Source organism: Streptomyces sp. DG1A-41 (genome assembly GCF_037055355.1).
GTDB lineage: Bacteria > Actinomycetota > Actinomycetes > Streptomycetales > Streptomycetaceae > Streptomyces.
In genome coordinates, this window is the sequence record NZ_CP146350.1 from 2,979,612 (window position 1) to 3,001,383 (window position 21,772).

Sequence of the window (21,772 nt, forward strand, 5' to 3'; positions counted from 1 at the left end):
GAAAAACCCCGAACCTGCCCGTAGGGGACCACCCCGAGAGCCGTCCGCAGCGCCTGGCGGCTACGCCGGAACGATGTTCACCAGCTTCGGCGCCCGCACGATCACCTTCCGGATCCCGGCCCCGTCCAGCGCGGCGACGACCTTCTCGTCGGCCAGCGCGACCTTCTCCAGCTCGTCCTCGGAGATCGACGGCGAGACCTCCAGCCGTGCCTTGACCTTGCCCTTGATCTGCACGACGCAGGTCACGGTCTCGTCGACGACGTACGCCGGGTCGGCCACCGGGAAGTCCTGGTGGACGACCGATTCCTGGTGCCCCAGCCTGCGCCACAGCTCCTCGGCGATGTGCGGGGCGAGCGGCGCGATCATCAGGACCAGCGGCTCGGCGACGGATCGCGGCACCGCCCCGCCCGCCTTGGTCAGGTGATTGTTCAGCTCGGTGACCTTGGCGATGGCGGTGTTGAACCGCATGCCCTCCAGGTCCCCGCGCACGCCGTCGATCGCCTTGTGCAGGGCGCGCAGCGTCTCCTCGTCCGGCTCGGCGTCGACGACGGTCACCTCGCCGGTCGCCTCGTCGACGATGTTGCGCCACAGCCGCTGGAGCAGCCGGAACTGGCCGACCACCGCGCGCGTGTCCCACGGCCGGGAGACGTCCAGCGGGCCCATCGCCATCTCGTACAGCCGCAGTGTGTCGGCGCCGTACTCGGCGCAGATCTCGTCCGGAGTGACCGCGTTCTTCAGGGACTTGCCCATCTTGCCCAGCAGCCGGGAGACCTTCTCGCCCTGGTAGTAGTACGCGCCGTCGCGCTCCTCCACCTCGGCGGCCGGCACCGCGATGCCACGGCTGTCGCGGTAGACGTAGGCCTGGATCATGCCCTGGTTGTACAGCTTGTGGAACGGCTCCGCGGAGGAGACGTGCCCCAGGTCGTACAGGACCTTCGACCAGAAGCGCGCGTACAGCAGGTGCAGCACGGCGTGCTCGGCGCCGCCGACGTACAGGTCGACACCGCCGTGCGGCTGCCCCTCGCGCGGGCCCATCCAGTACCGCTCGATCTCCGGGTCGACCAGCTGGTCGCTGTTGTGCGGGTCCAGGTAGCGCAGCTCGTACCAGCAGGAACCGGCCCAGTTGGGCATGGTGTTGGTCTCACGCCGGTACTTCTTCGGGCCGTCGCCCAGGTCCAGCGTGACGTTGACCCAGTCCTCGTTGCGCGACAGCGGCGTCTCGGGCTGGGTGTCGGCGTCGTCCGGGTCGAAGGTGCGCGGCGAGTAGTCCTCGACCTCCGGCAGTTCCAGGGGCAGCATCGACTCGGGCAGGGCGTGGGCGATGCCGTCCTCGTCGTAGACGATCGGGAAGGGCTCGCCCCAGTAGCGCTGGCGGCTGAACAGCCAGTCGCGCAGCCGGAAATTGACGGTGCCCTCGCCGACGCCCTTGCTTTCCAGCCATTCGGTGACGCGCGCCTTGGCCTCGGCGACGCCCAGGCCGTCCAGGCTGACCTCGTCGTTCGAGGAGTTGATGATCTTGGCGTCGTAGGACGAGAAGGCGTTCTCCCACGTCGCGGTGTCCGTGCCGCGGCCGTCGGTCGGCTCGACGATACAGCGGATCGGCAGCTCGAAGGCGCGCGCGAACTCGAAGTCGCGCTGGTCACCGGCCGGGACGGCCATGATCGCGCCGGTGCCGTAGCCCATCAGCACGTAGTCGGCGATGAAGACCGGGACCTGCTCGCCGTTGACCGGATTGGTCGCGTAGGCGCCGATGAAGACGCCGGTCTTGTCCTTGGCCTCGGCCTGCCGCTCGACGTCGGACTTCGAGGCGGCCTGCGCGCGGTAGGCGGCGACGGCCTCCGCGGGGGTCGCGTGGCCGCCGGTCCACACCTCGTGGGTGCCCTCCGGCCAGGCGGCCGGGGTGAACTTCTCGACCAGCGGGTGCTCGGGCGCCAGCACCATGTAGGTCGCGCCGAACAGGGTGTCCGGGCGCGTGGTGAAGACCGTGATGCGCTCGCCGTCGATCGGGAAGTCGACGCGGGCACCCTCGGAGCGGCCGATCCAGTTGCGCTGCTGGAGCTTGATGGCCTCGGGCCAGTCCAGCTCCTCCAGGTCCTCCAGCAGCCGGTCGGCGTAGGCCGTGATGCGCATGTTCCACTGGCGCAGCTTGGCCTTGAAGACCGGGAAGTTCCCGCGCTCGGAGCGGCCCTCGGCGGTGACCTCCTCGTTGGCCAGCACGGTGCCCAGCCCGGGACACCAGTTGACCGGCGCGTCGGAGGCGTAGGCCAGCCGGAACTCGCCCAGGACGTCGGCCTTCTCGGCGGCGTTCAGCTCGCTCCACGCGCGCGTGGACCCCGGTACGGGCCGCTCACCCGACTCGAACTGGGCGACCAGCTCGGAGATCGGGCGGGCCCTCCTGGCCTCGTGGTCGTACCAGGAATTGAAGATCTGGAGGAAGATCCACTGGGTCCACTTGTAGTACTCCGCGTCGATCGTGGCGAACGAACGGCGCTTGTCGTGGCCCAGGCCCAGCCGGCGCAGCTGGGACTTCATGTTCTCCATGTTGGCCTCGGTGGACACGCGCGGGTGCGTGCCGGTCTGCACCGCGTACTGCTCGGCGGGCAGGCCGAAGGCGTCGAAGCCCAGGGTGTGCAGGACGTTGTGGCCGGTCATCCGCTGGAAGCGCGCGAAGACGTCCGTGGCGATGTAGCCCAGCGGGTGTCCGACGTGCAGGCCCGCACCCGAGGGGTACGGGAACATGTCCATGATGAATTTCTTGGGCTTGGCCACGATCTCCTGGTCGCCCGCCAGGTCGCCCTTGGGGTTGGGCGCGGCGTAGGTGCCGTCGGCGTCCCAGAAGTCCTGCCAGCGTGCCTCGATCTCGTCAGCCATGGCGGCCGTGTAGCGGTGCGGCGCTGCCACCTCGGAGGTGGCAGCGGGGTTCGTCTCGCTCATGATCCTCAAAGCTCCATCGATCGTCTCTGCCTGCGGCGGTGTGGTTCGAGAAACGAAAAATCCCCTCGCACAGGAGGGGACGCCGCGCCGATTCCGGCCACTCGACTCGTCCGGTGGCCGGGACTGATCAGCGCGGCCCGCTAAGCAGAAGGCGTACGGCACGCATGGCGTTAGGGTACCGCAGGCCCCCAGCGCACCGCGACGCGCTTCCGAGGGGCCGTCTCGGTACCCAAGAGCTGAACGAGGGTCAAAGGTTACTTCGCGTAACAGTCGCTAAGGGACATCACAACAACCGCATTGTCCTTTGATAACAACGCAATAACTCAAACCTCGTACTCATCGGTATGGCGCGGCTTAGAGTGCGGCAGCGGGACCGCTTTCCCGAACCGCTCGGAGTTGCCCCCATGAACCGTCATCGCAGTAACAGCTCGCTACACCCGGTCACCGGGATGTGGGGAGGCCGGCCGTGAACCCCAACGACTCCACGGCAGACGACTCCTTCGCCGAGTTCCTCAATTTCGGCGCGGGCGTGCTGTCCCTGGTGTGCCTGACCTGTTCGGTGATCTGGGGCCTGGTCGCCCAGGACCGGATCCTCCTGGACGCCCGCAGGCGCATCCTGGCGCAGGCCGTGCACCGGACCACGGCCGTCGCCTCGGTCGCCTTCCTGCTGGTGCACATCGGAGTGAAGCTGGCGCTGTCCCACACCTCGTGGATCGCCGCGGTGATCCCCTTCGGACTGCTGCTCACCGACGAAGAGCTGGTGGGGGGCAGGTCGTTCCTGATCGGCCTGGGCACCCTGGCAGGCATGCTCATGATCTTCGTGGGCATCACCGGCGCGCTGCGCAACCGCTTCGCGTCCCCGGCGCCCGTCGCGGCCCGCTGGCGGGCCATGCACATGCTGGCCTACCCGGCCTGGTGCGCCGCACTGGTCCACGGCCTCTACGCGGGTCGCCAGGCCAAGCCGATCTTCGTCATCCTGTACTGCCTGTCCGTGGTCGGCGTGGCCGCAGCCCTCGCCCTGCGCGCCGCTCCGCGCCCGGTCAAGCGCAAGGTTGCCGACAGGGTCGCCCAGCTCATCGGGCCCGGGGATGGCCAGGGCCGCAGGGATCTGGAGGAGAGCCGGGCCCGGGCGGGCGCCGGCTCGGCGCTGCCCGGCTACGGGGGCCGGGACACGCCCGTGGGGGCCGCGGCCTCCCGGTCGGGACCGCGGTACGAGAAGGCGGAGCGCCCCGCCCCGCAGGAGCCCGTGAGCGGCTTCGCCGCGGCCTACCGGGCCGTCTCGAGCCCGCCGCTGGGCCAGCAGGCGTTCGCGCCGGGGCCTGTCAACCGCACGGAACTGCCGCTGGACATGCAGCCCACCCAGACCATCCCGACCGTGGACGGCCCCTCCAGCACCTCGGGCAACTGGCCGATCCCGTCCCCGCCGCCGGTCGGCGAGGCCCCGCCGTCGGCCTACGACCCGCTCCAGGACACGGGCTTCAACATCCCGCCCTACGATCCTCTGCAGGACACCGGACAAAGCGTCCCGGCTTATGGCAATCCAGGCGCCGCCGGCTACGGATCGAGTGACGTGTACGACACGGGTGAGACGAACGCCGTCTACGACACGTACTACCCGAACGACACGTACAACAGCGGTCCCGCCACTGAAACACTGCCCGGCGCGTCCTACGACTTCGACGCACCGGGATCGGGCGAACCTTGGAACACGCCTTCCGGAGGCTTTAAGTGAACGAGGCTTTGCCTGACGTACCCGAAGTCCGCGTGGTCGGCCTTCCCCAGCTCACGTCGGGCTTCGACCTTGTCGATCGGCTCGATCTGCCCATGCACCTGAAGGTGCACGGGCCACTCGAGCCGATGGGCGGCGAGCAGCTCGCGCAACTCGCCGAACGCATCAACCTGAAGGGCCGCGGCGGCGCGGGCTTCCCCTTCCACAAGAAGCTGCGCTCGGTCGCCGAGTCGGCGATCAAACGCGGCGTCCGGCCGGTCGTCGTCGTCAACGGCAGCGAGGACGAGCCGGCCTGCCGCAAGGACACGGTGCTGATCAACCGTGCTCCCCATCTGATCCTGGACGGCGCGCTGCTGTGCGCGGAGGCGCTGGGTGCCCGCACGCTCGTGGTGGGGGTCACCCGTGAGTCCACACAGCGCTCCATGGAGGCCGCGCTCGCCGAACGCGGCCTCAGCAACGGCCGCAGATCGGCTCTCCGCGCGCGCGTGCAGCGCAATCCTGTCCGTATGGTCACCGGCGCCGCCGCGTCGCTGATCCGCTCCATCGACGGCGGGCCGGCCATCCCGCCGGGCCGCAAGGTCAGCGCCTCGCAGAACGGCGTCGGCGGCGCGCCCACGCTGCTGTCCAACGCCGAGACCTTCGCCCAACTGGCCATCGCCGCCCGCATCGGCCCGGAGCGCTACGGCAACACCGGCCTGTACGACGAGCCGGGCACCGTCATGCTCACGGTCTCCGGGGCGGTCGCCCGCCCCATGGTGATCGAGGTCCCGACGGGCGTGCCACTGCGGTACGTCCTCCAGCTGGCCGGCGCCCCGCCGGTGCCGCAGGGCGTGCTCACCGGCGGCTACCACGGCAAGTGGATCGATGCGGCGACGGTCAACGAGGCGATCGTCTCCCGCAACTCCCTGGACGCGGTGGGCGGTTCGCTCGGCGCCGGCGCGATCCTGCCGATCACTCAGGACACCTGCCCGCTGGGCGAGTCGCTGCGTGTCGCCCAGTGGCTGGCGGAGGAGAGCGCGGGCCAGTGCGGCCCCTGCTACCTCGGACTGCCGGCCGCCGCGCGCGGCATGGAGGACATCCTCAACGGCGGCGGGCCGGCCGCCCTGGAGGCGCTCAAGCAGGTCGCCAAGAACGTGAAGCGGCGCGGCGCGTGCTCGCATCCGGACGGCTCCGCGATGTTCCTGGAGTCGACCATCAAGGCGTTCACGGACGACCTGGCCGCCCATGTCCTCGGAAACGGCTGCGGACGGCCCGTGGAGGGCGTTCTGCCGCTCTTCGAGGGCGGCAGGGCCCCTACGGGCATCCCGGGCGGCGGCGAGTCCGAGGAGAACGGCCCCAGCCGCCAGAAGATCTACGTCGACTGGACGCTGTGCCGGGGCCACGGCCTGTGCGCGGACATCCTCCCCGAGGTGTTCCAGCTCGGCGCCGACGGCTTCCCGACCGTGGCGCAGGCGCAGGTGCCGCGGTACGCCGAGGCCAAGGCTGTACGCGCGGTGCGCCGCTGCCCGGCACTGGCCCTGCGCATCGAGGAGGACACGCGCGCTCAGGGCGGCGCGCCGTCCCGCAACCTCCCTGTCCTGTCCCAGGGCCGCGGCCGCCGCGCTCTGGGCCGCTGAGCACACGTACGGCGGGTCTTCCCTCGGGGGAGCCCGCCGTACGCGCACACGGACACCGACACGACGAAGGCGGGCCATCCGATCGGATGGCCCGCCTTCGTCATCTTCTGTGGAGCTAAGGAGAATTGAACTCCTGACCTCCTGCATGCCATGCAGGCGCTCTACCAACTGAGCTATAGCCCCTTGCTGCGTCCCTCCGGGTTTCCCCGGCGGCGACGCCAACATTACTGGCCCATCGGGCCCAACACCAAATCGATTCCACCTCGCACGGAGATGCCCGCTATGCCGGATTTGCACCGACCCTACGGGCTCTACGCCGTGACGAACGAATAGAACCGCTTGAGCGTGCAGTGCTCCTCCAGAAGCCGGCCGTAGATCGGCTCGCCCTCCAGCTCGCGGTACGTCTCGATCGGGTCGCCCTTTATGATCAGCGCCCGCGCGCACTCCTCGCACCAGTACTGGTAGTCGGGATTGATCGGCTCCATGTCGCGGACGATCGGAGTCCCGCTGCCACACCAGTCGCATTTCCGCCTGTGTGCACCCATCGATCAGCTCCAGCTGTGGCCGCAGGCCGTGCACACGTAGGAGATCCCGCCGTTGTCGCCGAGCATCTGGGCCACGTGCGCGGAACCGCAGGAAGGGCAGCTGAGGCGGGTGGACATATCCCGTGTCAATGCTGCTCCGAGGAGGTGGTCGACCTCCTGGATGCTCGCAGGCATCGCTACTCCCTCCCGTCGGGCCGCGCCCCCTTCCGGCCGTTTGATTCTGCCACGGCCGGAGCAATACGGTCAGCGACGCCTCAGTACCAGTCCGGACACGGCAGGCGTCGTGGCCGTAGAGGTATACGCCTCAGCGGGCCCGAGTGACTCAACCCGGGGCACGAAAATCCCGTCCCCTGAACGGGAACGGGATCTTGACGTGGAGCTAAGGAGAATTGAACTCCTGACCTCCTGCATGCCATGCAGGCGCTCTACCAACTGAGCTATAGCCCCTCGCGCCACGCGGCGGAGCCGCATGGTGTTTCGCCCCGCTCGGCGGGGCGAACAAGAAGAACTTTAGCCTGCGACCTGCCGGAAAGTGAAATCCGGGGTCAGTCGTCGTCGCCGAGCACCGGTTCCGGCAGGGTGCCGGCGTTGTGCTCCAGCAGGCGCCAGCCGCGGGCGCCTTCACCGAGGACGGACCAGCAGCAGTTGGAGAGTCCGCCGAGGCTCTCCCAGTTGTGGGGGTCCAGGGCGAGGAGGCGGCCGATGGTGGTGCGGATGGTGCCGCCGTGGCTGACCACGACGAGCGTGCCGTCCTGGGGGAGTTTCTCGGCGTGCCGCAGCACCACGGGGGCGGCGCGGTCGGCGACCTCGGTCTCCAGTTCGCCACCACCGCGGCGCACCGGCTCGCCGCGCTTCCACGCGGCGTACTCGTCGCCGTGCCGGGCGATGATCTCGTCGTGCGTCAGGCCCTGCCAGACACCCGCGTAGGTCTCGCGCAGCGCCTCGTCGTGGGTCACGTCGAGGCCGGTGAGCGCGGCGAGCTCGGCGGCCGTGTTCGCGGCCCGCTTCAGGTCGGAGGCGACGATCGCGTCCGGCTTCAGCGCGACGAGCAGCCGGGCGGCGCGGCGGGCCTGCGTGACGCCGGTCTCGGTGAGCTCGACGTCCGTGGTGCCCTGGAAGCGGCGCTCCACATTCCACGCGGTCTGGCCGTGCCGCCAGAGGATGATGCGGCGGCCCCGGCCCCTGCCGGTGGACGCCTCACTGAAGGAGGTCACCGCCAGTCACCCTCCAGCTCCGCCGCCTCCTCGGCCGCTCGCAGCTTGGCGTGCTGCTCGGCCTTGCCGCGGGTGGCCTTGGCGTCCTCGGGCAGCTCCAGCTCGGGGCAGTCCTTCCACAGCCGCTCCAGGGCGTAGAAGACGCGCTCCTCGCTGTGCTGGACGTGGACGACGATGTCGACGTAGTCGAGCAGCACCCAGCGGGCCTCGCGGTCGCCCTCGCGGCGCACCGGCTTGGCGCCGAGCTCCTTGTTGAGGCGCTCCTCGATCTCGTCGACGATCGACTTGACCTGGCGGTCGTTGGGCGCGGAGGCCAGCAGGAAGGCGTCCGTGATGGACAGCACGTCACTGACGTCGTAGGCGACGATGTCGTGGGCCAGCTTGTCGGCGGCCGCCTGGGCGGCGGTGTTGATCAGCTCGTGAGAGCGGTCGGTCACGGTCACTACAAGGCTTTCCGTCGGCGGTCACTTGCCCCCAAGGGTCTCACGGACCGCCGACAGCCCCCACGCGATGACGCGATCACGTGGGGGACATGCCGCTTGTGTCTAGTCGGACGACGGCTTGTAGTCCTGGCCGAGCACCACGGCGACGTTGGCGCTCGTGGAGATCTTGCCCTTGGTGACGGAGCCGGCGGGCAGGCCCAGGGTCTTGGCGACCTCGGTGGCGTTGGCCTTGTCGGCGGCGTCGGCGTAGGTGACCTTGGACGTGGCCTGTGCGGAGCCGGGCGTGCCGCCCTCCAGGAAGGTGAAGCCGCCGTTGAGGAGCACGACGCGGGCCTTCTCCGTGTTGTCCTTCACACCGCTGGCGTTCTGGACGGAGACGCTGACGGCGGCGTCCTTGTCGGGGCTCTTGGCGGTGCCGCCGAGGACGTTCCTGACCACGTCCGCGCCGGCCTGGGCGCTGAGCGTGCCATCGGCCTGGACGGGCAGCAGGTCCGTCCTGTAGTCGCCGCCCTTGGCGAGGTCGGAGAGCCCGGCGAGGAAGGAGCCGAGGTCCTTGTCGGTCAGGGACGGGTCCAGGATCTGCGCCAGGGTCTGGATCGTGGTCGTCGCGGCCTGCGGGTCGGAGGACATCTTGCGCAGTACGCCCTGGAGGACCTGCCCGAAGCGCTCCAGCTGGGCGTTCTGGGCCTCGCCGGGGGCGCGGTAGGTGGCGTAGGCGACCGCCATCTTGCCGCTGAGGGTCTGGTTCTTGCCCTTGTTGACCAGGGGGGCCGCGCCCTTCTTCTTGGCGGCGGGGTCGGGCACGTCGGTGTTGGTGTCGACGTCGATGTTGCCGACGAGGTCGACGAGGTTCTGGAGGTAGGGGGTGTCCAGGCGCCAGGTGCCCTCGATGTCGGTGCCGAGGACCGTGTCGAGCGCGTCGCGGGTGCCGTCGGAGCCGTCGTCCTCGACCGACTTGGCGAGCGTTGTCGTGGTGCCGTCGTCGCTGGTCAGGGCGAGGGAGTTGGGCAGCAGGACGGTGGTGCCCCGCTTGGTGGTGGTGTTGTCGACGAGGAGGGCCGTGGCGGTGCCGCCGCCCTTGGTGTCGTGCAGGTGGACGACGATCACATCGCGCTTCTGGGCGCCCGCGGCCGTCGCGGTGCCCGTCGCGGAGTCGTCGGAGGACAGACCGGGCAGCTTCCCCGCGTACCAGAGGTAACCGACGCCGCCGACCGCGGCGAGCGCGAGGACGACGACCAGGGCGACGATCCGGCCGCGGGCGCGGCGCCGGGCCTCCTCGCGGCGCTCGGTGCGGTTCTCGGTGAACTTCAGCCAGTCGATGACGTCTTCGGAGTTGTCGTCGGGCTCCTCGACGAAGGCGAACTGCTCGGTGGGGTAATCCCGTTGCGGCTCACCGGTGGCTTCCTCACGGTCGGCCGGGCCGGCCTGCTGCGGGATGTGCGCCGTCTGCTCGGAGACGCGGGGCTGCCCGCCGGGACCGCCGGCCGGGGCCTGGCCGTAGGGATCGTGGGCAGCGCCCTGCGCGGGGCCGCCCTGCTGCGGGACCGAGGCGTAGGGGTCGTAGGAGCCGTAGGACGCGGCGGGCTGCTGCCGGCCGGTGCCGTAGTGGTGCGGAGACGGGGGCTGCTGCCCGGCCGTTCCGTACGGGTCGTAGCCGTAGTTTTGCTGTTGCTGCTGGGCGTACGGGTCGTACGTCTGCTGCTGGGTCTGCTGAGCCGGGACCTGCCGGTAGACAGGCTGCCCGTACTCGTCGTAGCCGACGAGCTCGTACTGGTCGCCCCCGTACCCAGGGTCGTATCGGTCGTTCACCGGTGCCCCTCTCGGCTCACTCGCCGCGGTACAGCTCGCGCTTGTCGATGTAGCGCACGACTCCGTCCGGCACCAGATACCAGATGGGGTCGCCCTTGGCGACTCTCGCACGGCAGTCCGTGGAGGAGATGGCGAGGGCGGGGACCTCGACGAGGGAGACGCCGCCCTCCGGAAGTCCTGGGTCGTTGAGGTGGTGGCCGGGCCGGGTGACCCCGATGAAGTGCGCGAGGGAGATCAGTTCCGCGCTGTCCCGCCAGGTGAGGATCTGGGCGAGCGCGTCGGCGCCGGTGATGAAGAACAGTTCCGTGTCGGGGTTGAGCGCGCGCAGGTCGCGCAGGGTGTCCACGGTGTAGGTGGGGCCGCCGCGGTCGATGTCGATGCGGCTCACGGAGAACTGCGGGTTCTCCGCGGTCGCGATGACCGTCATCAGGTAGCGGTCCTCGGCCGGGGAGACGCTGCGGTGGCTCTTCTGCCAGGGCTGGCCGGTCGGGACGAAGACCACCTCGTCGAGGTGGAACGCCGCGGCGACCTCGCTGGCCGCCACCAGGTGCCCGTGGTGGATCGGGTCGAAGGTGCCGCCCATGACGCCGAGGCGGCGCTTGCCCATCCGGGGCCGGTCGTTTCCGGGACCGTCGATCTGGCGGTGCGCAATGGCGGCACGGCGGGGCTCCGAGTGTCGCTCGGTGCCGCTCGCCGTGTCCTGTGCCGGGTCGTGCGGCGTCTCGTTCGCCGGACCGGTAGGCATGTCCTGCTCTCCCATGCGTGCAGACCCTACCGGCCCTGTCTGAGGGCTCCGGCCGCCCCGTGGTCTCCAGGGGCCCGCGCGGGGCGCCCTGCCGGGCTCAGCGGTCGCGGTTGAAGCGGGTGGTGACCCACAGCATGAGCAGCAGGATGAAGAGAGCGGCGCCACCGGTGAGGTAGGGGCTGAGGCTCTCGTGGTTTCCGCCGTGCTCCTCGCCCTCGGCGGCGAGGGTGACCAACTGGGCAGCGGTGCTGTGGAAGCTCATCTTCGGCGAGACCTTCGGGTGTGGGCGGGTTAAAGACGTCGGCTCATCGTAAGCGGGCGCCCCGACCGCGATCACCCCGACTCCGCCTGTTCGTGACGCGGAGGCGGTACCTGCTCCCGCCCGGCCCGGTCCCGGGGCCCGGCGGGGGAACCTTCCCGGTGCCTCAGTCGTCCTTCCGTCTGTAGCCGCGCAGCAGGAACCACGCGGTCAGCACACAGCCCAGGATCATCACGAGCAGTACGTACCGCAGCATCCCCGGCCCTCCATGCCGCTCGGCGGCGGTCGTGGCCTCGGCGAGCCAGGCGGCTGCGGGGTGGTGCTCCATGGCGGTGGTCTCCTTCGCTGCACTGCCCGACCACCGTAACTCCGCCTAGGCTGGGCTCTGCCTCGGGGAAGCAAAAGGCCGCACAAGGGGCCGTAAAGGTCACACAGACGCACATGGGGGAAGACATGTCCGACGGCCACGAGCACAACGGGCACGAGAACGTGCCGAGCAGGCAGCGCAGGCGCTTCCCCGGAATCTCCTCGCGTACGTACGAGCATCCGGCCGACCGCTCCGCCCTGGTGGCGCTGCGCAAGCTGAGCGGTTTCGACACGGTGTTCAAGGCGCTCAGCGGCCTGCTGCCCGAGCGCAGTCTGAGGCTGCTGTTCCTGTCCGACTCGGTGCGGGTGTCGGACCAGCAGTTCGCGCATCTGAACGTGATGCTGCGGGACGCCTGCTACATCCTGGACCTGGAGAAGGTCCCGCCGATGTACGTGAACCAGGACCCGCAGCCGAACGCGATGTGCATCGGGCTGGACGAGCCGATCATCGTCGTCACGACGGGCCTCGTCGAACTGCTCGACGAGGAGGAGATGCGGGCGGTCGTCGGGCACGAGGTGGGGCACGCGCTGTCCGGGCACTCGGTCTACCGGACCATCCTGCTGTTCCTGACGAGCCTCGCCGTCCGGGTCGCCTGGATCCCGCTGGGCAACCTCGCGATCATGGCGATCGTGACCGGGCTGCGGGAGTGGTTCCGCAAGTCGGAGCTGTCCGCGGACCGGGCGGGGCTGCTGGTCGGGCAGGATCTCCAGGCGTCCATGCGGGGTCTGATGAAGATCGCGGGCGGCAACCACCTGCACGAGATGAACGTGGACGCGTTCCTCGCCCAGGCCGAGGAGTACGAGGCCGGGGGCGACCTGCGCGACTCGGTGCTCAAGATCCTTAACGTGCTGCCGCGCTCCCACCCCTTCACCACCGTGCGGGCGGCCGAGCTGAAGAAGTGGGCCGAGTCGCGGGACTACCAGCGGATCATGGACGGCCACTACCCGCGGCGCGACGAGGACGGGGACACTTCGGTCCGGGACTCCTGGCGGGACTCGGCGAACCACTACACGACCCATGTGAAGAGCTCCAAGGACCCGCTGATGAAGCTGGTCACCGACCTCGCCGGTGGCGCCGGCGACCTGGGCGAGCGCGTCCGCCGGGGCTTCGGCGGCTTCACGAACCCGGCTCAGAAGCCGCCCCGGGGGCCGGAGACGCCGGGCCCGTCGGACTCCCCGGGAGACGACCGGCCGCCGCGCGACGACGGCTGAGGCACGACGACGGCGGAGGCCCCCGCAGAAGCGTCGGCCGCCGCGCGAGGACAGCCGAGGCGCCGCAGGAGGGCCGGGAGGCTCCCAGCACACACCCAACGCACACAGCGCCCACAGAGCCCCCAGCGCCCCGGAAAGCCCGCCTCACACCTTCGGCTGCGCGCTCGTCGCCAGGGAGCCGCACAGGGCCGTGGCGCTGCCCGTGGCGTAGGGGTCCGTACCGGCGGGGCCGCCTTCCTTGGCCGTCTGGCCGGCCAGGAGGGGGCGCAGGTGGTTCGTGGAGTCCTCGGCGCAGGAGAGCGGGCCGGCCTGGACGTAGGAGACGACGAGCTGGGCCTGGTGCAGGCGCAGGTCGTCGCGGTCGAAGCGGAAGTGCAGCTCGCGCCGGACAGTGAACAGGGACACCTCGGCCTTGTCACCGGTCCCGGCCGGCCGCAGCGCGTACACGAACGTGTGGTCGGCGGTGACCTCGAGCGTGGACGAGTCGGCCTCGGCGGCCTGGAGCGTGCCCTGGACCCGCACCTTGCGGTCGGCCAGCTCGGCACGGGAGGGGTCGAAGCGGACCAGCCAGCCGGTGGGCGCGTGGCGCCCGTCCGCGGTGGGGCGGGCGAAGCTCTGATCGAACTGGTCCAGCTGGTCGGGGGCCAGCAGGACGCGGACGGCGCGGACCTCACGGCCCATGAGCACGTCCGGGTCGAGGGCGGAGCGGACGATGTAGTCCTTGGCGGTGGTCAGGGCGCTGACGACCTGGCTGTCCGAGAAGTGCGCGGTGCGGCGCGAGGCGGGCAGCGGCACGCCCTCCGCACCGGTCTTGAACTGTGCGGCGGGGCTGCGCTCGTACAGGTACGCCGTGTCGGCCGTGCCGGGCACCTTGCCCTCGGGGGCGAGCGGGATGACGGTCATCCGCAGGGGTTCGGCGGTCTCCTGGGCGGCGGGGGTCTGGTAGGGGTGCCGTACGCCCATGTAGATCGCGGTACCGAAGGCGAGGGCGATCAGCAGGACCAGGACCAGTGCCTGCCGGGACAGGCCCCGGCGCAGGGGCGGGGCGCGGCGCACGGCGGGCGCGTGGTCGCTGATGCGCTCCTGGGCGGAGTACTCCTGGAGGCGGGCAGCCCGGACGAACGACTCGTCGAAGACGACGGATCGGTACTCGTCCTCTCCACCTCCGGGAGCGCCCTCGGGTGTCCCCTCGGGTGGATCTCCAGGCCCGCCCATATCTTCAGGGTAGGTCTCCGGAAGCTCGGGTAAACGCCCTGCCGCACCACAAGTTCTGACAGGTCCTCACCAGGACGGGCGGGTTCCGGTCAAGGGGTGCGCGGGATCACCGATATGGCCGGCTGGGAGTGGTCGGCGGAAGCGGAGGGAGCCGCTCCGCTGCCCTGTTCCAGCCCGGTCGAGGTGGGCGCGGGCACGGGGTCCTGGCGGTTGGAGGACGCGCCCCGGTAGACCGCCGTGAAGGCCAGCGCGACCATGCCGATGCCCATCACGAGGGCGAGCAGCCAGGCGACGGGGCGGTGCCAGCGGACCTGTTTGGAGTACGGCCCCGTGCCGTCGTAGTGGTCCTCGAGGATGTCGGGGTCGTCCAGATCGGGATCATGGCCGAAATCGCCGTGTCCGTCGGGGCCGTACCCGTCGTCGTACCGCTCGCCTCTGGAGTGGGCGCGGCGCGCCTCCGCCTCGGCTCTCGCCTTGGCGGCGGCAAGGAGGCGCTCCACTGCGCTCGGCTCGTGCACCACGGCCGCGCGTACGAAGGCCTCGTCGAAGACCACGGAGGCGAACTCTTCGTCCGACACCCCGCGGTCGTGGTCGTCGTCGGGCTCCCGGCCGTCAGGAAACGGCGTGCCCCCCACGTCCTCCGGCACGGTTCCAGAGTAGACCTGGGGGGTCAATTTGGGCAGACGGTATGGAAATTCATCCGCCGGTTGAGACGGCGTTCACGGGGTGCCGCACGGCGCACGCCCGGCCGGTCCGCCCCTGCCGCACACACATGCGCCGCTTTACATACCCACGTGGCAGACGGCTCAGCGCCGCACGTGCCCGTCCCCGGTGACGATGTACTTCGTGCTGGTCAGCTCGGGCAGCCCCATCGGGCCGCGGGCGTGCAGCTTCTGCGTGGAGATGCCGATCTCCGCGCCGAAGCCGAACTGGCCGCCGTCGGTGAAGCGGGTGGAGGCGTTGACCGCGACCGTGGTCGAGTCGACCAGCTGGGTGAAGCGGCGGGCGGCCTGCTGGGAGGTCGTGACGATGGCCTCGGTGTGGCCGGAGGTCCACAGCCGGATGTGCTCGACGGCCTTGTCCAGCGAGTCCACCACGGCCGCGGCGATGTCGTACGACAGGTACTCCGTCTCCCAGTCCTCGGCCGTCGCCTCGACGACCGTGGCCTTGGAGTCCTTGGCATAGGCCAGGACGCGCTCGTCGGCGTGGACGGTGACGCCCGCGTCGGCCAGGGCGTCCAGGGCGCGCGGCAGGAACTCGGCGGCGACGTCCTGGTGGACCAGGAGGGTCTCGGCGGCGTTGCAGACGCCGACGCGCTGCGCCTTGGAGTTGATCAGGATCTCGACGGCCATGTCGAGGTCGGCCTGGGCGTCGACGTAGACGTGGCAGTTGCCGGTGCCGGTCTCGATGACCGGGACGACGGACTCCTGGACGACCGTGTTGATCAGGGAGGCGCCACCGCGCGGGATGAGCACGTCGACCAGGCCGCGGGCGCGCATCAGCTCGCGCACGCTGTCGCGGCTCTCGCCGGGCACGAGCTGGATGGCGTCGGCGGGCAGCCCGGCCCCGCCCACGGCGTCGCGCAGGACGCGCACGAGGGCGGTGTTCGACTGGTAGGCCGAGGAGGAGCCGCGCAGCAGGACCGCGTTGCCGGACTTCAGGCAGAGGGCGGCGGCGTCGACGGTGACGTTCGGCCGGCCCTCGTAGATGATCCCGACGACGCCGAGCGGCACGCGGACCTGGCGCAGGTCGATGCCGTTGGGCAGAGTGGAGCCGCGCACGACCTCGCCGACCGGGTCGGGCAGCGCGGCGACGTCGCGCACGTCGGAGGCGATGGCGCGGACCCGCTCGGGGGTGAGCGTGAGCCGGTCGATCATGCCCTCGCTGATGCCGGCCTCGCGGGCCTTGGCGACGTCCTTGGCGTTGGCCTCGATGATCTCGCTCGTACGGACCTCCAGCGCGTCGGCGATGGCGAGCAGCGCGTCGTCCTTGTCGGCCCGCGGCAGCGGCGCGAGGCTCGCGGCGGCGGCCTTGGCGCGGTAGGCGGCCTCGGTGACCGGGGACATGGAGTCGTACGGCGAAAGCGTGGTCATGAGGGCAGCGTAGTGCGCCGGGCGGGACCGTTCACCGCCCGTTCCACACCCCGAGACACTTCTCGAGACGCTTCCCGAGAGGGCTGCCGGACCGCGTCAAAAGGGATGGACTCCGACCGGCGACGCCGGCGGCGACCCGTACCCCTCGGTGATGCGCTGGTGGTAGGTCGCGCGGTCGACGACCTCCAGGCCGACGATCTCCCAGGGCGGCAGCCCGGCGGTCTGCCGGTGCTCGCCCCACAGGCGCAGGGCGACGGCGGCCGCGTCGTGCAGGTCGCGGGCCTCCTCCCAGTAGCGGATCTCCGCGTGGTCGACCGCGTACCGGCTGGTCAGGAGGAAGGGATGGTCGTGGGCGAGCTGCTCCAGGGCGCGCCGGACCTCGGGGAGCGGGGCCTCCTTGCCGGAGACGCTGAGGGTGACGTGCCACAGGCGCGGGGTGTCACCGGGCTCCTCGCCCTCGAAACGGTCCCCGGCCGCCACGCTCGTCAGGGCCCGCTCCTCACCGGCCGCGCGGGAGCCGGCACCACCACGGGACGCCGCGGCCCCAGGGCGCACTCGTCTCACGACGGCCTCCTTTGCACAGTGGCGCTGCTGCGGAATATGTCCCCGAGACAAAGTTGAGCAGGCCGCAAGGGATCGCGTGGCGGTTTTGCGGAACGTCCACCACCGGGGGCGGAGGTTTCGACACATTACGGGTGCAGGAGCACCAGGTCGTCCCTGTGTACGACCTCGCGTTCGTACGCGGGTCCGAGTTCGCGAGCCAGTTCGCGGGTCGAGCGGCCGATCAGCCGGGGGATCTCCTTGGCGTCGAAGCTGACGAGCCCACGGGCCACGGCGCGCCCCGCGGCGTCCCGCAGCTCGACCGGGTCGCCGGCGCTGAACTCGCCCTCGACGGCGGCGATCCCGGCGGGCAGCAGCGACTTGCGGCGCTCCACGACGGCCTCGACGGCGCCGTCGTCCAGGGTGAGGGCGCCCTGCGGGGCGGAGGCGTGCTGGAGCCACAGCAGCCGGTCGGCGGAGCGCTTGCCGGTGGGGTGGAAGTAGGTGCCGGTGTCCTGGCCGGTCAGCGCGTCGGCCGCGTGGACGGCGCTGGTGAGCACGACGGGGACGCCGGCGGCGGCTGCGATCCGGGCGGCCTCGACCTTGGTGACCATGCCGCCGGTGCCGACACCCGCCTTGCCCGCGCTGCCGATCTCGACGCCCGCGAGGTCGGACGGGTCGCGCACCTCGGCGATACGGGAGGTGCCGGGCTTGCCGGGGTCGCCGTCGTAGACGCCGTCCACGTCGGACAGCAGGACCAGGAGATCGGCGTGGACGAGGTGGGCGACGAGGGCGGCGAGCCGGTCGTTGTCGCCGAAGCGGATCTCGTCCGTGGCGACGGTGTCGTTCTCGTTGACGATCGGGAAGGCGCCCATCGCGAGCAGCTTGTCGAGGGTGCGGGAGGCGTTGCGGTGGTGGGCGCGGCGGCTCATGTCGTCGGAGGTCAGGAGCACCTGGCCGACGCGGACGCCGTAGCGGGCGAAGGAGGCGGTGTAGCGGGCGACCAGCAGGCCCTGGCCGACGCTGGCGGCGGCCTGCTGCCGGGCGAGGTCCTTGGGGCGGCGGCGCAGACCCAGCGGGGCGAGGCCGGCCGCGATGGCGCCGGAGGAGACCAGGACGATTTCACGCTCGCCGCCGCTGCGGACCTTGGCGAGCACGTCGACCAGCGCGTCCACGCGGTCCGCGTCCAGGCCGCCCGAGGCGGTGGTCAGCGAGGAGGACCCGACCTTGACGACGATCCTGCGGGCCTCGCCCGCGGCCTGCCTTGCCCCTGCCACGTCGCCGTCCGTCCCCTTGCGTCGATTCGGTCGCTCACCAGGAAATCTACGGGACGGGCGGACGGAGCGCGGCGCCGGTCCACGCTACGGACGGTGCCGCCCGCGTCACGGGACGGCAGTCACCCTTCTCCGGTCCCATCCCGCGACAGGAAGGCAATCTTCCGCTACGGTCCGACGGCACGACGGACGGCATCCGCCTCTACGCACCGACGACACGCGCGTGTCGTCGGGAGGTCGCCGCGCGTTAACCCGGGCGGCCGACCTGCGCCGACCCGACGCTCCTGGAGTGACCGCAGTGCCCCTACCTCTCCCCCGCCCACCGGCCCTGCTGAAGGGGCTGGTCACCATCGTCCTGGCCGCCGCGTTCGCCGCTCAGGCGATCGCGGCGCTGCTGCCCCACGTGCCGCTGCTGCTCGCCGCGACCACCGTCTCCCTGGCGACCGAGGCCGCCCTGTACCGGTGGCAGCGCGGGGTGCTGTCGCTGTTCGCCAAGTCGCACGCGGACATCACCGTGCGGCACGTCCTGCGGGACCTGTTGCTGGTCGTGGCCCTGCTACGGCTCGGCGAGCAGGACAGGGAGACGGTGTACGCCGCGCTCGTGGCCGGGCTGCTCGCCTTCTACGTGCTGCACTGCGCGATCCAGGCGGTCTCCGTCCTGGTGCGCCGGACCCGCACCCTGCCGGTGGTGACCCGGAACATCGACGCCTCGGCACTGCGGCTGTCCCCGGCCCCGCCCGTGCTGCTGCGCCGCCCCGGCCACCGGCTGCTGGTGTTCGGCCTGCCGGCGACGGCCGGGCTGCTGGCCGCCGCGCCGGGCGACGAGCCGGTGTACGCGGCCGCGGGCATCGCGCTCTCCCTCGCGCTCGCGCTGACCGGCCTCGGCGCGCTGCTGTTCCGGCTGCTGCCGGGACGCCGCCCGGCCGGCGAGCAGGAGGTGCTCGACTGGTTCGACGCGTGGCTGGCGGAGTACCGGCCGACCGTGGGCCTGTACTTCTCCGGCGGTGCCTCCTCGGCCTATCAGGCGAACATGTGGCTGGAGCCGCTCGCGGGGCTCGACGGGAGGCCGGTCATCGTGCTGCGCGAGCGGTTCATGGTGCAGAAGATCGCGGCGACGGACATCCCGATCGTGTGCCTGCCGAAGGTGTCCACGCTGATGCGGCTGGAGCACTCCACGCTCCAGGTCCTGATCCACCCGTCGAACTCCGGCAAGACCTCCCAGGTGCTGCGTATCCCCACGATCAGGCACACCTTCGTCAACCACGGCGAGAGCGACAAGCTGTCCTCCTGCAACCCGTACGCGAAGGCGTACGACGAGGTCTGGGTGGCCGGGCCCGCCGCCCGCGAGCGGTACGCGCTGGCCGAGGTGGGCGTCGAGGACAAGGACGTGGTGGAGACCGGCCGTCCGCAGCTGGACGCCGTACGGCCGTACGCCGGTCCGCCGACGGGGACGTACACGACCGTGCTGTACGCGCCGACCTGGGAGGGCTGGGACGGCAACCCCGGCAACACGTCGGTGATCGCGGCCGGGGAGAACCTGGTGCGGGCGCTGCTCGCGGACCCGGGCGTGCGGCTGCTGTACAAGCCGCATCCGCTGACGGGGTCGGTGGACCCGCGCGCGGGCGCGGCCGATCTGCGCATCCGGGAGCTGATCCGGGCGGCCAACCGGGAGCGGACGGGGACGCGTCGCCCCACGGGCAGTGCCGGACTCGCCCGTCTCACCGCGGAACTGGACCGGCTCACCACGGCCGTCTTCCGGGCCGGGGCCGACACGGTGGAGCGGATGCGGGTGCAGTCGGCGCCGGAGCCGGGCCGGGCGGAGGCGGTGGCACGGGCGACGGCGGCCTGGGATGAGGCGTACTGGGCCTCGCTGCCGGAGGGCGAACACCAGATCATCACGGACGCCCGGCCCGCGCTGTACTCCTGCTTCAACGTGGCCGACCTGCTGATCAGTGACGTGTCGAGCGTGATCAGCGATTTTCTGGCGAGCGAGAAGCCGTACGCGGTGGCGAACACCTGCGGGCTGCCCGAAGAGGCCTTCCGTACGGCGTTCCCGACGGTGGCGGCGGCGACCGTGCTGACGCCGGACGCGGCCGGGGTGCCGGAGCTGCTGGAGACGGTCCGGCACCCGGAGAAGGACGACCTGGCCGAGGCACGTGCCGCGTTGAAGCTGCGCCTGCTGGGCCCGGCCGAGCCACCGTCGCAGGAGCGCTTCAACGCGGCCGTACAGGCACTGTGCGCGCAGGCCCGGGCCCACCGGGCACGGGTGGCGGAGCGCCTGACGGCGGAACTGCCCGGCCAGCGCACGGAGCCGGCGGGCGACGGGGCGGGCCTGCCGACGGCCGCACCGCGCTAGCGGACAGCACGACGAACCGACCGAGGAACAACCGCGGGGCCGTGGGCGACCGCCCCACCGGCCCCGCGCCCGCGTTCACGCCGCCGGCCGCACCTCACGCGAGGTCAGCACTCGCCGCGCCTTGCGCACCGCCCGGCGTACGAACGTGTCGACGCCGCCCTCGCGGTACCCCGGGAAGGCGCGGGCCTCGCGCGGCTCGGCGAGGTACACCGAGTCGGGGATGCCCGCGGCGCGGTCGCGGAAGTGCGGATAGGCCAGGTAGACGCGGCGGCCCTTCTTCTCCAGGAGGGCGGCCGCCTGCTTCTTGGCCTTGACGAACTTGACGACGTCCAGCAGCAGTTCGGGACGCTGCTCGGCGACCAGATGCAGCCGCAGCCGCTCGTGGACCTTGAGGCGCTGGGCGACGCCCTCGGTCCAGTACGCGTCCATCAGCGGCTTGGCCAGCTCGAACTTGTGCCGGCGTATCTCCTCGCTGTCCGTCAGGTACTTGGGCCCGAACTGCGGCAGCAGCGTGACGAGGAACGGCCGGACCATCAGCTGGTCGCGCCGGCCGCCCGCGGGGACGTGCTCGGCGATGAGGTTCATCAGGGCCCGCGCGGAGTCGAAGCGCAGCGTGTAGCTGCCGCTCTTGGTCACGTGCTTGCCGTCGTCTCGGCCCACCAGGTAGTAGCAGGTGGGGTCGGCGACCACGGAGACGCCGTCCGCCCGCAGGTACGCCTCCATCGTGAACAGCGCGTCCTCGCCGGTGAACAGGGACTCGTCGAACCGCATGCCGTGCCGGTCGAGCAGCTCGCGGCGGAACAGCTTCTGCGCGCTGAGCGTGAACTTGATGTTGGACGAGAAGACGTCCGTGCGCTCCACCGTCTTGCCCCACATGGACTTCGGCGCCGTGCGGTTGACGCCCTCGACCTTGCCGAGGACGACGTCCGTCCCGGCGCGGTCGGCCATACCGACCATCCGCTCCAGGGCCTCGGGGCCCAGCCGGTCGTCGGCGTCGAGGAAGAAGACGTAACGCCCGGTCGCCTTGCCCAGACCGACGTTGCGCGGGCCGCTGGGGCCGCCGGAGTTCTCCTGCCGGATCACCAGGACGTGCATGGGAGCGCGCTCGGCGAACTCCTCCAGGTACTCACCCGTGCCGTCCGTCGATCCGTCGTCCACGGCGATGACCTCGATCCGCTCCGGATCGATTGTCTGTGCCTCGATGGACGAGAGGCACTCGATCAGGTACGGCATCGCTTCGTACGCCCCGATGATCACGCTCACATCAGGCTGCGCAACGGTCACGTTTCCCCCTAGTCAATGGGATATTCCCCCCGTATCGCCTCATTCGCTACTTGGTAGACGAGTGATCGAGACAAGCGGTTGCCTCAAACGCGCGTATTAGTGGGGCACATCACATAGAGAGCCGACAGGAAGCGGGAA

Annotated in this window: 19 protein-coding genes and 2 tRNA genes; 4 read left to right on the top strand and 17 right to left on the bottom strand. The window is 70.9% G+C overall.

The window, feature by feature from the left end:
* Positions 1 to 60 precede the first annotated feature (60 nt).
* Positions 61 to 2,934, bottom strand: a complete 2,874-nt coding sequence (gene leuS, locus V8690_RS13880; protein WP_338778769.1) for a leucine--tRNA ligase — start codon at positions 2,932 to 2,934, stop codon at positions 61 to 63.
* Between the two features lie 466 nt (positions 2,935 to 3,400).
* Between leuS and V8690_RS13885 the strand changes: the two genes are divergently transcribed.
* Both V8690_RS13885 and V8690_RS13890 read left to right on the top strand, forming a co-directional pair.
* Positions 3,401 to 4,666: a cytochrome b/b6 domain-containing protein gene (locus V8690_RS13885; protein WP_338778771.1), complete on the top strand. Its 1,266-nt coding sequence runs from the start codon at positions 3,401 to 3,403 to the stop codon at positions 4,664 to 4,666.
* Positions 4,663 to 6,279 carry an NADH-ubiquinone oxidoreductase-F iron-sulfur binding region domain-containing protein gene (locus V8690_RS13890; protein ID WP_338778773.1) on the top strand — a complete coding sequence of 539 codons (1,617 nt, stop codon included), beginning with the start codon at positions 4,663 to 4,665 and terminating at the stop codon, positions 6,277 to 6,279. Before V8690_RS13885 ends, V8690_RS13890 begins: the two co-directional genes overlap by 4 nt.
* Positions 6,280 to 6,389: 110 nt before the next feature.
* Here the strand turns inward: V8690_RS13890 and V8690_RS13895 are convergent.
* The 10 genes from V8690_RS13895 to V8690_RS13940 all read right to left on the bottom strand — a co-directional run bounded on the left by V8690_RS13895 (position 6,390) and on the right by V8690_RS13940 (position 11,622).
* Positions 6,390 to 6,462, bottom strand: a tRNA-Ala gene (locus tag V8690_RS13895).
* A 128-nt stretch (positions 6,463 to 6,590) separates the two neighbouring features.
* A complete protein-coding gene (locus V8690_RS13900; RefSeq protein ID WP_006136074.1) occupies positions 6,591 to 6,824 on the bottom strand; it encodes a hypothetical protein in 234 nt (77 codons plus the stop codon).
* A 3-nt stretch (positions 6,825 to 6,827) separates the two neighbouring features.
* Positions 6,828 to 6,998 carry a hypothetical protein gene (locus tag V8690_RS13905; RefSeq protein WP_167407410.1) on the bottom strand — a complete coding sequence of 57 codons (171 nt, stop codon included), beginning with the start codon at positions 6,996 to 6,998 and terminating at the stop codon, positions 6,828 to 6,830.
* Positions 6,999 to 7,198: 200 nt separating this feature from the next.
* A tRNA-Ala gene (locus V8690_RS13910) sits at positions 7,199 to 7,271 on the bottom strand.
* Between the two features lie 98 nt (positions 7,272 to 7,369).
* Entirely contained in the window at positions 7,370 to 8,038 is a 669-nt protein-coding gene (locus V8690_RS13915) for a histidine phosphatase family protein (protein ID WP_338778845.1), read from the bottom strand.
* Positions 8,035 to 8,481, bottom strand: a complete 447-nt coding sequence (gene rsfS / locus V8690_RS13920) for a ribosome silencing factor (RefSeq protein ID WP_338778847.1) — start codon at positions 8,479 to 8,481, stop codon at positions 8,035 to 8,037. Before rsfS ends, V8690_RS13915 begins: the two co-directional genes overlap by 4 nt.
* A 102-nt stretch (positions 8,482 to 8,583) precedes the next feature.
* Complete coding sequence (locus V8690_RS13925; RefSeq protein ID WP_338778849.1) at positions 8,584 to 10,290, bottom strand: LCP family protein; 1,707 nt, start codon at positions 10,288 to 10,290, stop codon at positions 8,584 to 8,586.
* Positions 10,291 to 10,306: 16 nt separating this feature from the next.
* A complete protein-coding gene (gene nadD / locus V8690_RS13930; RefSeq protein WP_338778851.1) occupies positions 10,307 to 11,050 on the bottom strand; it encodes a nicotinate-nucleotide adenylyltransferase in 744 nt (247 codons plus the stop codon).
* 82 nt (positions 11,051 to 11,132) lie between these two features.
* Positions 11,133 to 11,297 (bottom strand): hypothetical protein, encoded by a 165-nt coding sequence (locus tag V8690_RS13935; protein WP_086602241.1) that lies wholly within the window; start codon positions 11,295 to 11,297, stop codon positions 11,133 to 11,135.
* A gap of 163 nt (positions 11,298 to 11,460) precedes the next feature.
* Positions 11,461 to 11,622: a hypothetical protein gene (locus V8690_RS13940; RefSeq protein WP_338778856.1), complete on the bottom strand. Its 162-nt coding sequence runs from the start codon at positions 11,620 to 11,622 to the stop codon at positions 11,461 to 11,463.
* 125 nt (positions 11,623 to 11,747) lie between these two features.
* Between V8690_RS13940 and V8690_RS13945 the strand changes: the two genes are divergently transcribed.
* Complete coding sequence (locus V8690_RS13945; protein WP_338785346.1) at positions 11,748 to 12,872, top strand: M48 family metallopeptidase; 1,125 nt, start codon at positions 11,748 to 11,750, stop codon at positions 12,870 to 12,872.
* Positions 12,873 to 13,016: 144 nt separating this feature from the next.
* On the opposite strand, the gene V8690_RS13950 is transcribed toward V8690_RS13945, so the two are convergent.
* The 5 genes from V8690_RS13950 to proB all read right to left on the bottom strand — a co-directional run bounded on the left by V8690_RS13950 (position 13,017) and on the right by proB (position 17,997).
* A complete protein-coding gene (locus V8690_RS13950; protein WP_338778858.1) occupies positions 13,017 to 14,087 on the bottom strand; it encodes a hypothetical protein in 1,071 nt (356 codons plus the stop codon).
* Between the two features lie 89 nt (positions 14,088 to 14,176).
* On the bottom strand, positions 14,177 to 14,761 hold the full coding sequence (locus V8690_RS13955) for a hypothetical protein (protein ID WP_338778859.1): 585 nt from the start codon (positions 14,759 to 14,761) through the stop codon (positions 14,177 to 14,179).
* A 132-nt stretch (positions 14,762 to 14,893) separates the two neighbouring features.
* Positions 14,894 to 16,180, bottom strand: a complete 1,287-nt coding sequence (locus tag V8690_RS13960; protein ID WP_338778861.1) for a glutamate-5-semialdehyde dehydrogenase — start codon at positions 16,178 to 16,180, stop codon at positions 14,894 to 14,896.
* 96 nt (positions 16,181 to 16,276) lie between these two features.
* Positions 16,277 to 16,735 carry a hypothetical protein gene (locus V8690_RS13965; protein WP_338785347.1) on the bottom strand — a complete coding sequence of 153 codons (459 nt, stop codon included), beginning with the start codon at positions 16,733 to 16,735 and terminating at the stop codon, positions 16,277 to 16,279.
* Positions 16,736 to 16,869: 134 nt separating this feature from the next.
* Entirely contained in the window at positions 16,870 to 17,997 is a 1,128-nt protein-coding gene (gene proB, locus V8690_RS13970) for a glutamate 5-kinase (protein ID WP_338778863.1), read from the bottom strand.
* Positions 17,998 to 18,292: 295 nt separating this feature from the next.
* Here proB and V8690_RS13975 point away from each other — a divergent pair, with 295 nt between their 5' ends.
* Positions 18,293 to 20,350, top strand: a complete 2,058-nt coding sequence (locus V8690_RS13975) for a hypothetical protein (RefSeq protein WP_338778865.1) — start codon at positions 18,293 to 18,295, stop codon at positions 20,348 to 20,350.
* A gap of 75 nt (positions 20,351 to 20,425) precedes the next feature.
* Here the strand turns inward: V8690_RS13975 and V8690_RS13980 are convergent, their stop codons facing one another.
* Positions 20,426 to 21,634 (bottom strand): glycosyltransferase family 2 protein, encoded by a 1,209-nt coding sequence (locus V8690_RS13980; RefSeq protein WP_338778867.1) that lies wholly within the window; start codon positions 21,632 to 21,634, stop codon positions 20,426 to 20,428.
* Between the last annotated feature and the right edge of the window lie 138 nt (positions 21,635 to 21,772).

Coding starts and splice junctions, on each gene's coding strand:
- leuS (WP_338778769.1), bottom strand. CDS start 2,934: ATGAGCGAGACGAACCCCGCTGCCACCTCCGAGGTGGCAGCGCCGCAC.
- V8690_RS13900 (WP_006136074.1), bottom strand. CDS start 6,824: ATGGGTGCACACAGGCGGAAATGCGACTGGTGTGGCAGCGGGACTCCG.
- V8690_RS13905 (WP_167407410.1), bottom strand. CDS start 6,998: ATGCCTGCGAGCATCCAGGAGGTCGACCACCTCCTCGGAGCAGCATTG.
- nadD (WP_338778851.1), bottom strand. CDS start 11,050: ATGGGAGAGCAGGACATGCCTACCGGTCCGGCGAACGAGACGCCGCAC.
- V8690_RS13935 (WP_086602241.1), bottom strand. CDS start 11,297: ATGAGCTTCCACAGCACCGCTGCCCAGTTGGTCACCCTCGCCGCCGAG.
- V8690_RS13940 (WP_338778856.1), bottom strand. CDS start 11,622: ATGGAGCACCACCCCGCAGCCGCCTGGCTCGCCGAGGCCACGACCGCC.
- V8690_RS13945 (WP_338785346.1), top strand. CDS start 11,748: ATGTCCGACGGCCACGAGCACAACGGGCACGAGAACGTGCCGAGCAGG.
- V8690_RS13950 (WP_338778858.1), bottom strand. CDS start 14,087: ATGGGCGGGCCTGGAGATCCACCCGAGGGGACACCCGAGGGCGCTCCC.
- V8690_RS13960 (WP_338778861.1), bottom strand. CDS start 16,180: ATGACCACGCTTTCGCCGTACGACTCCATGTCCCCGGTCACCGAGGCC.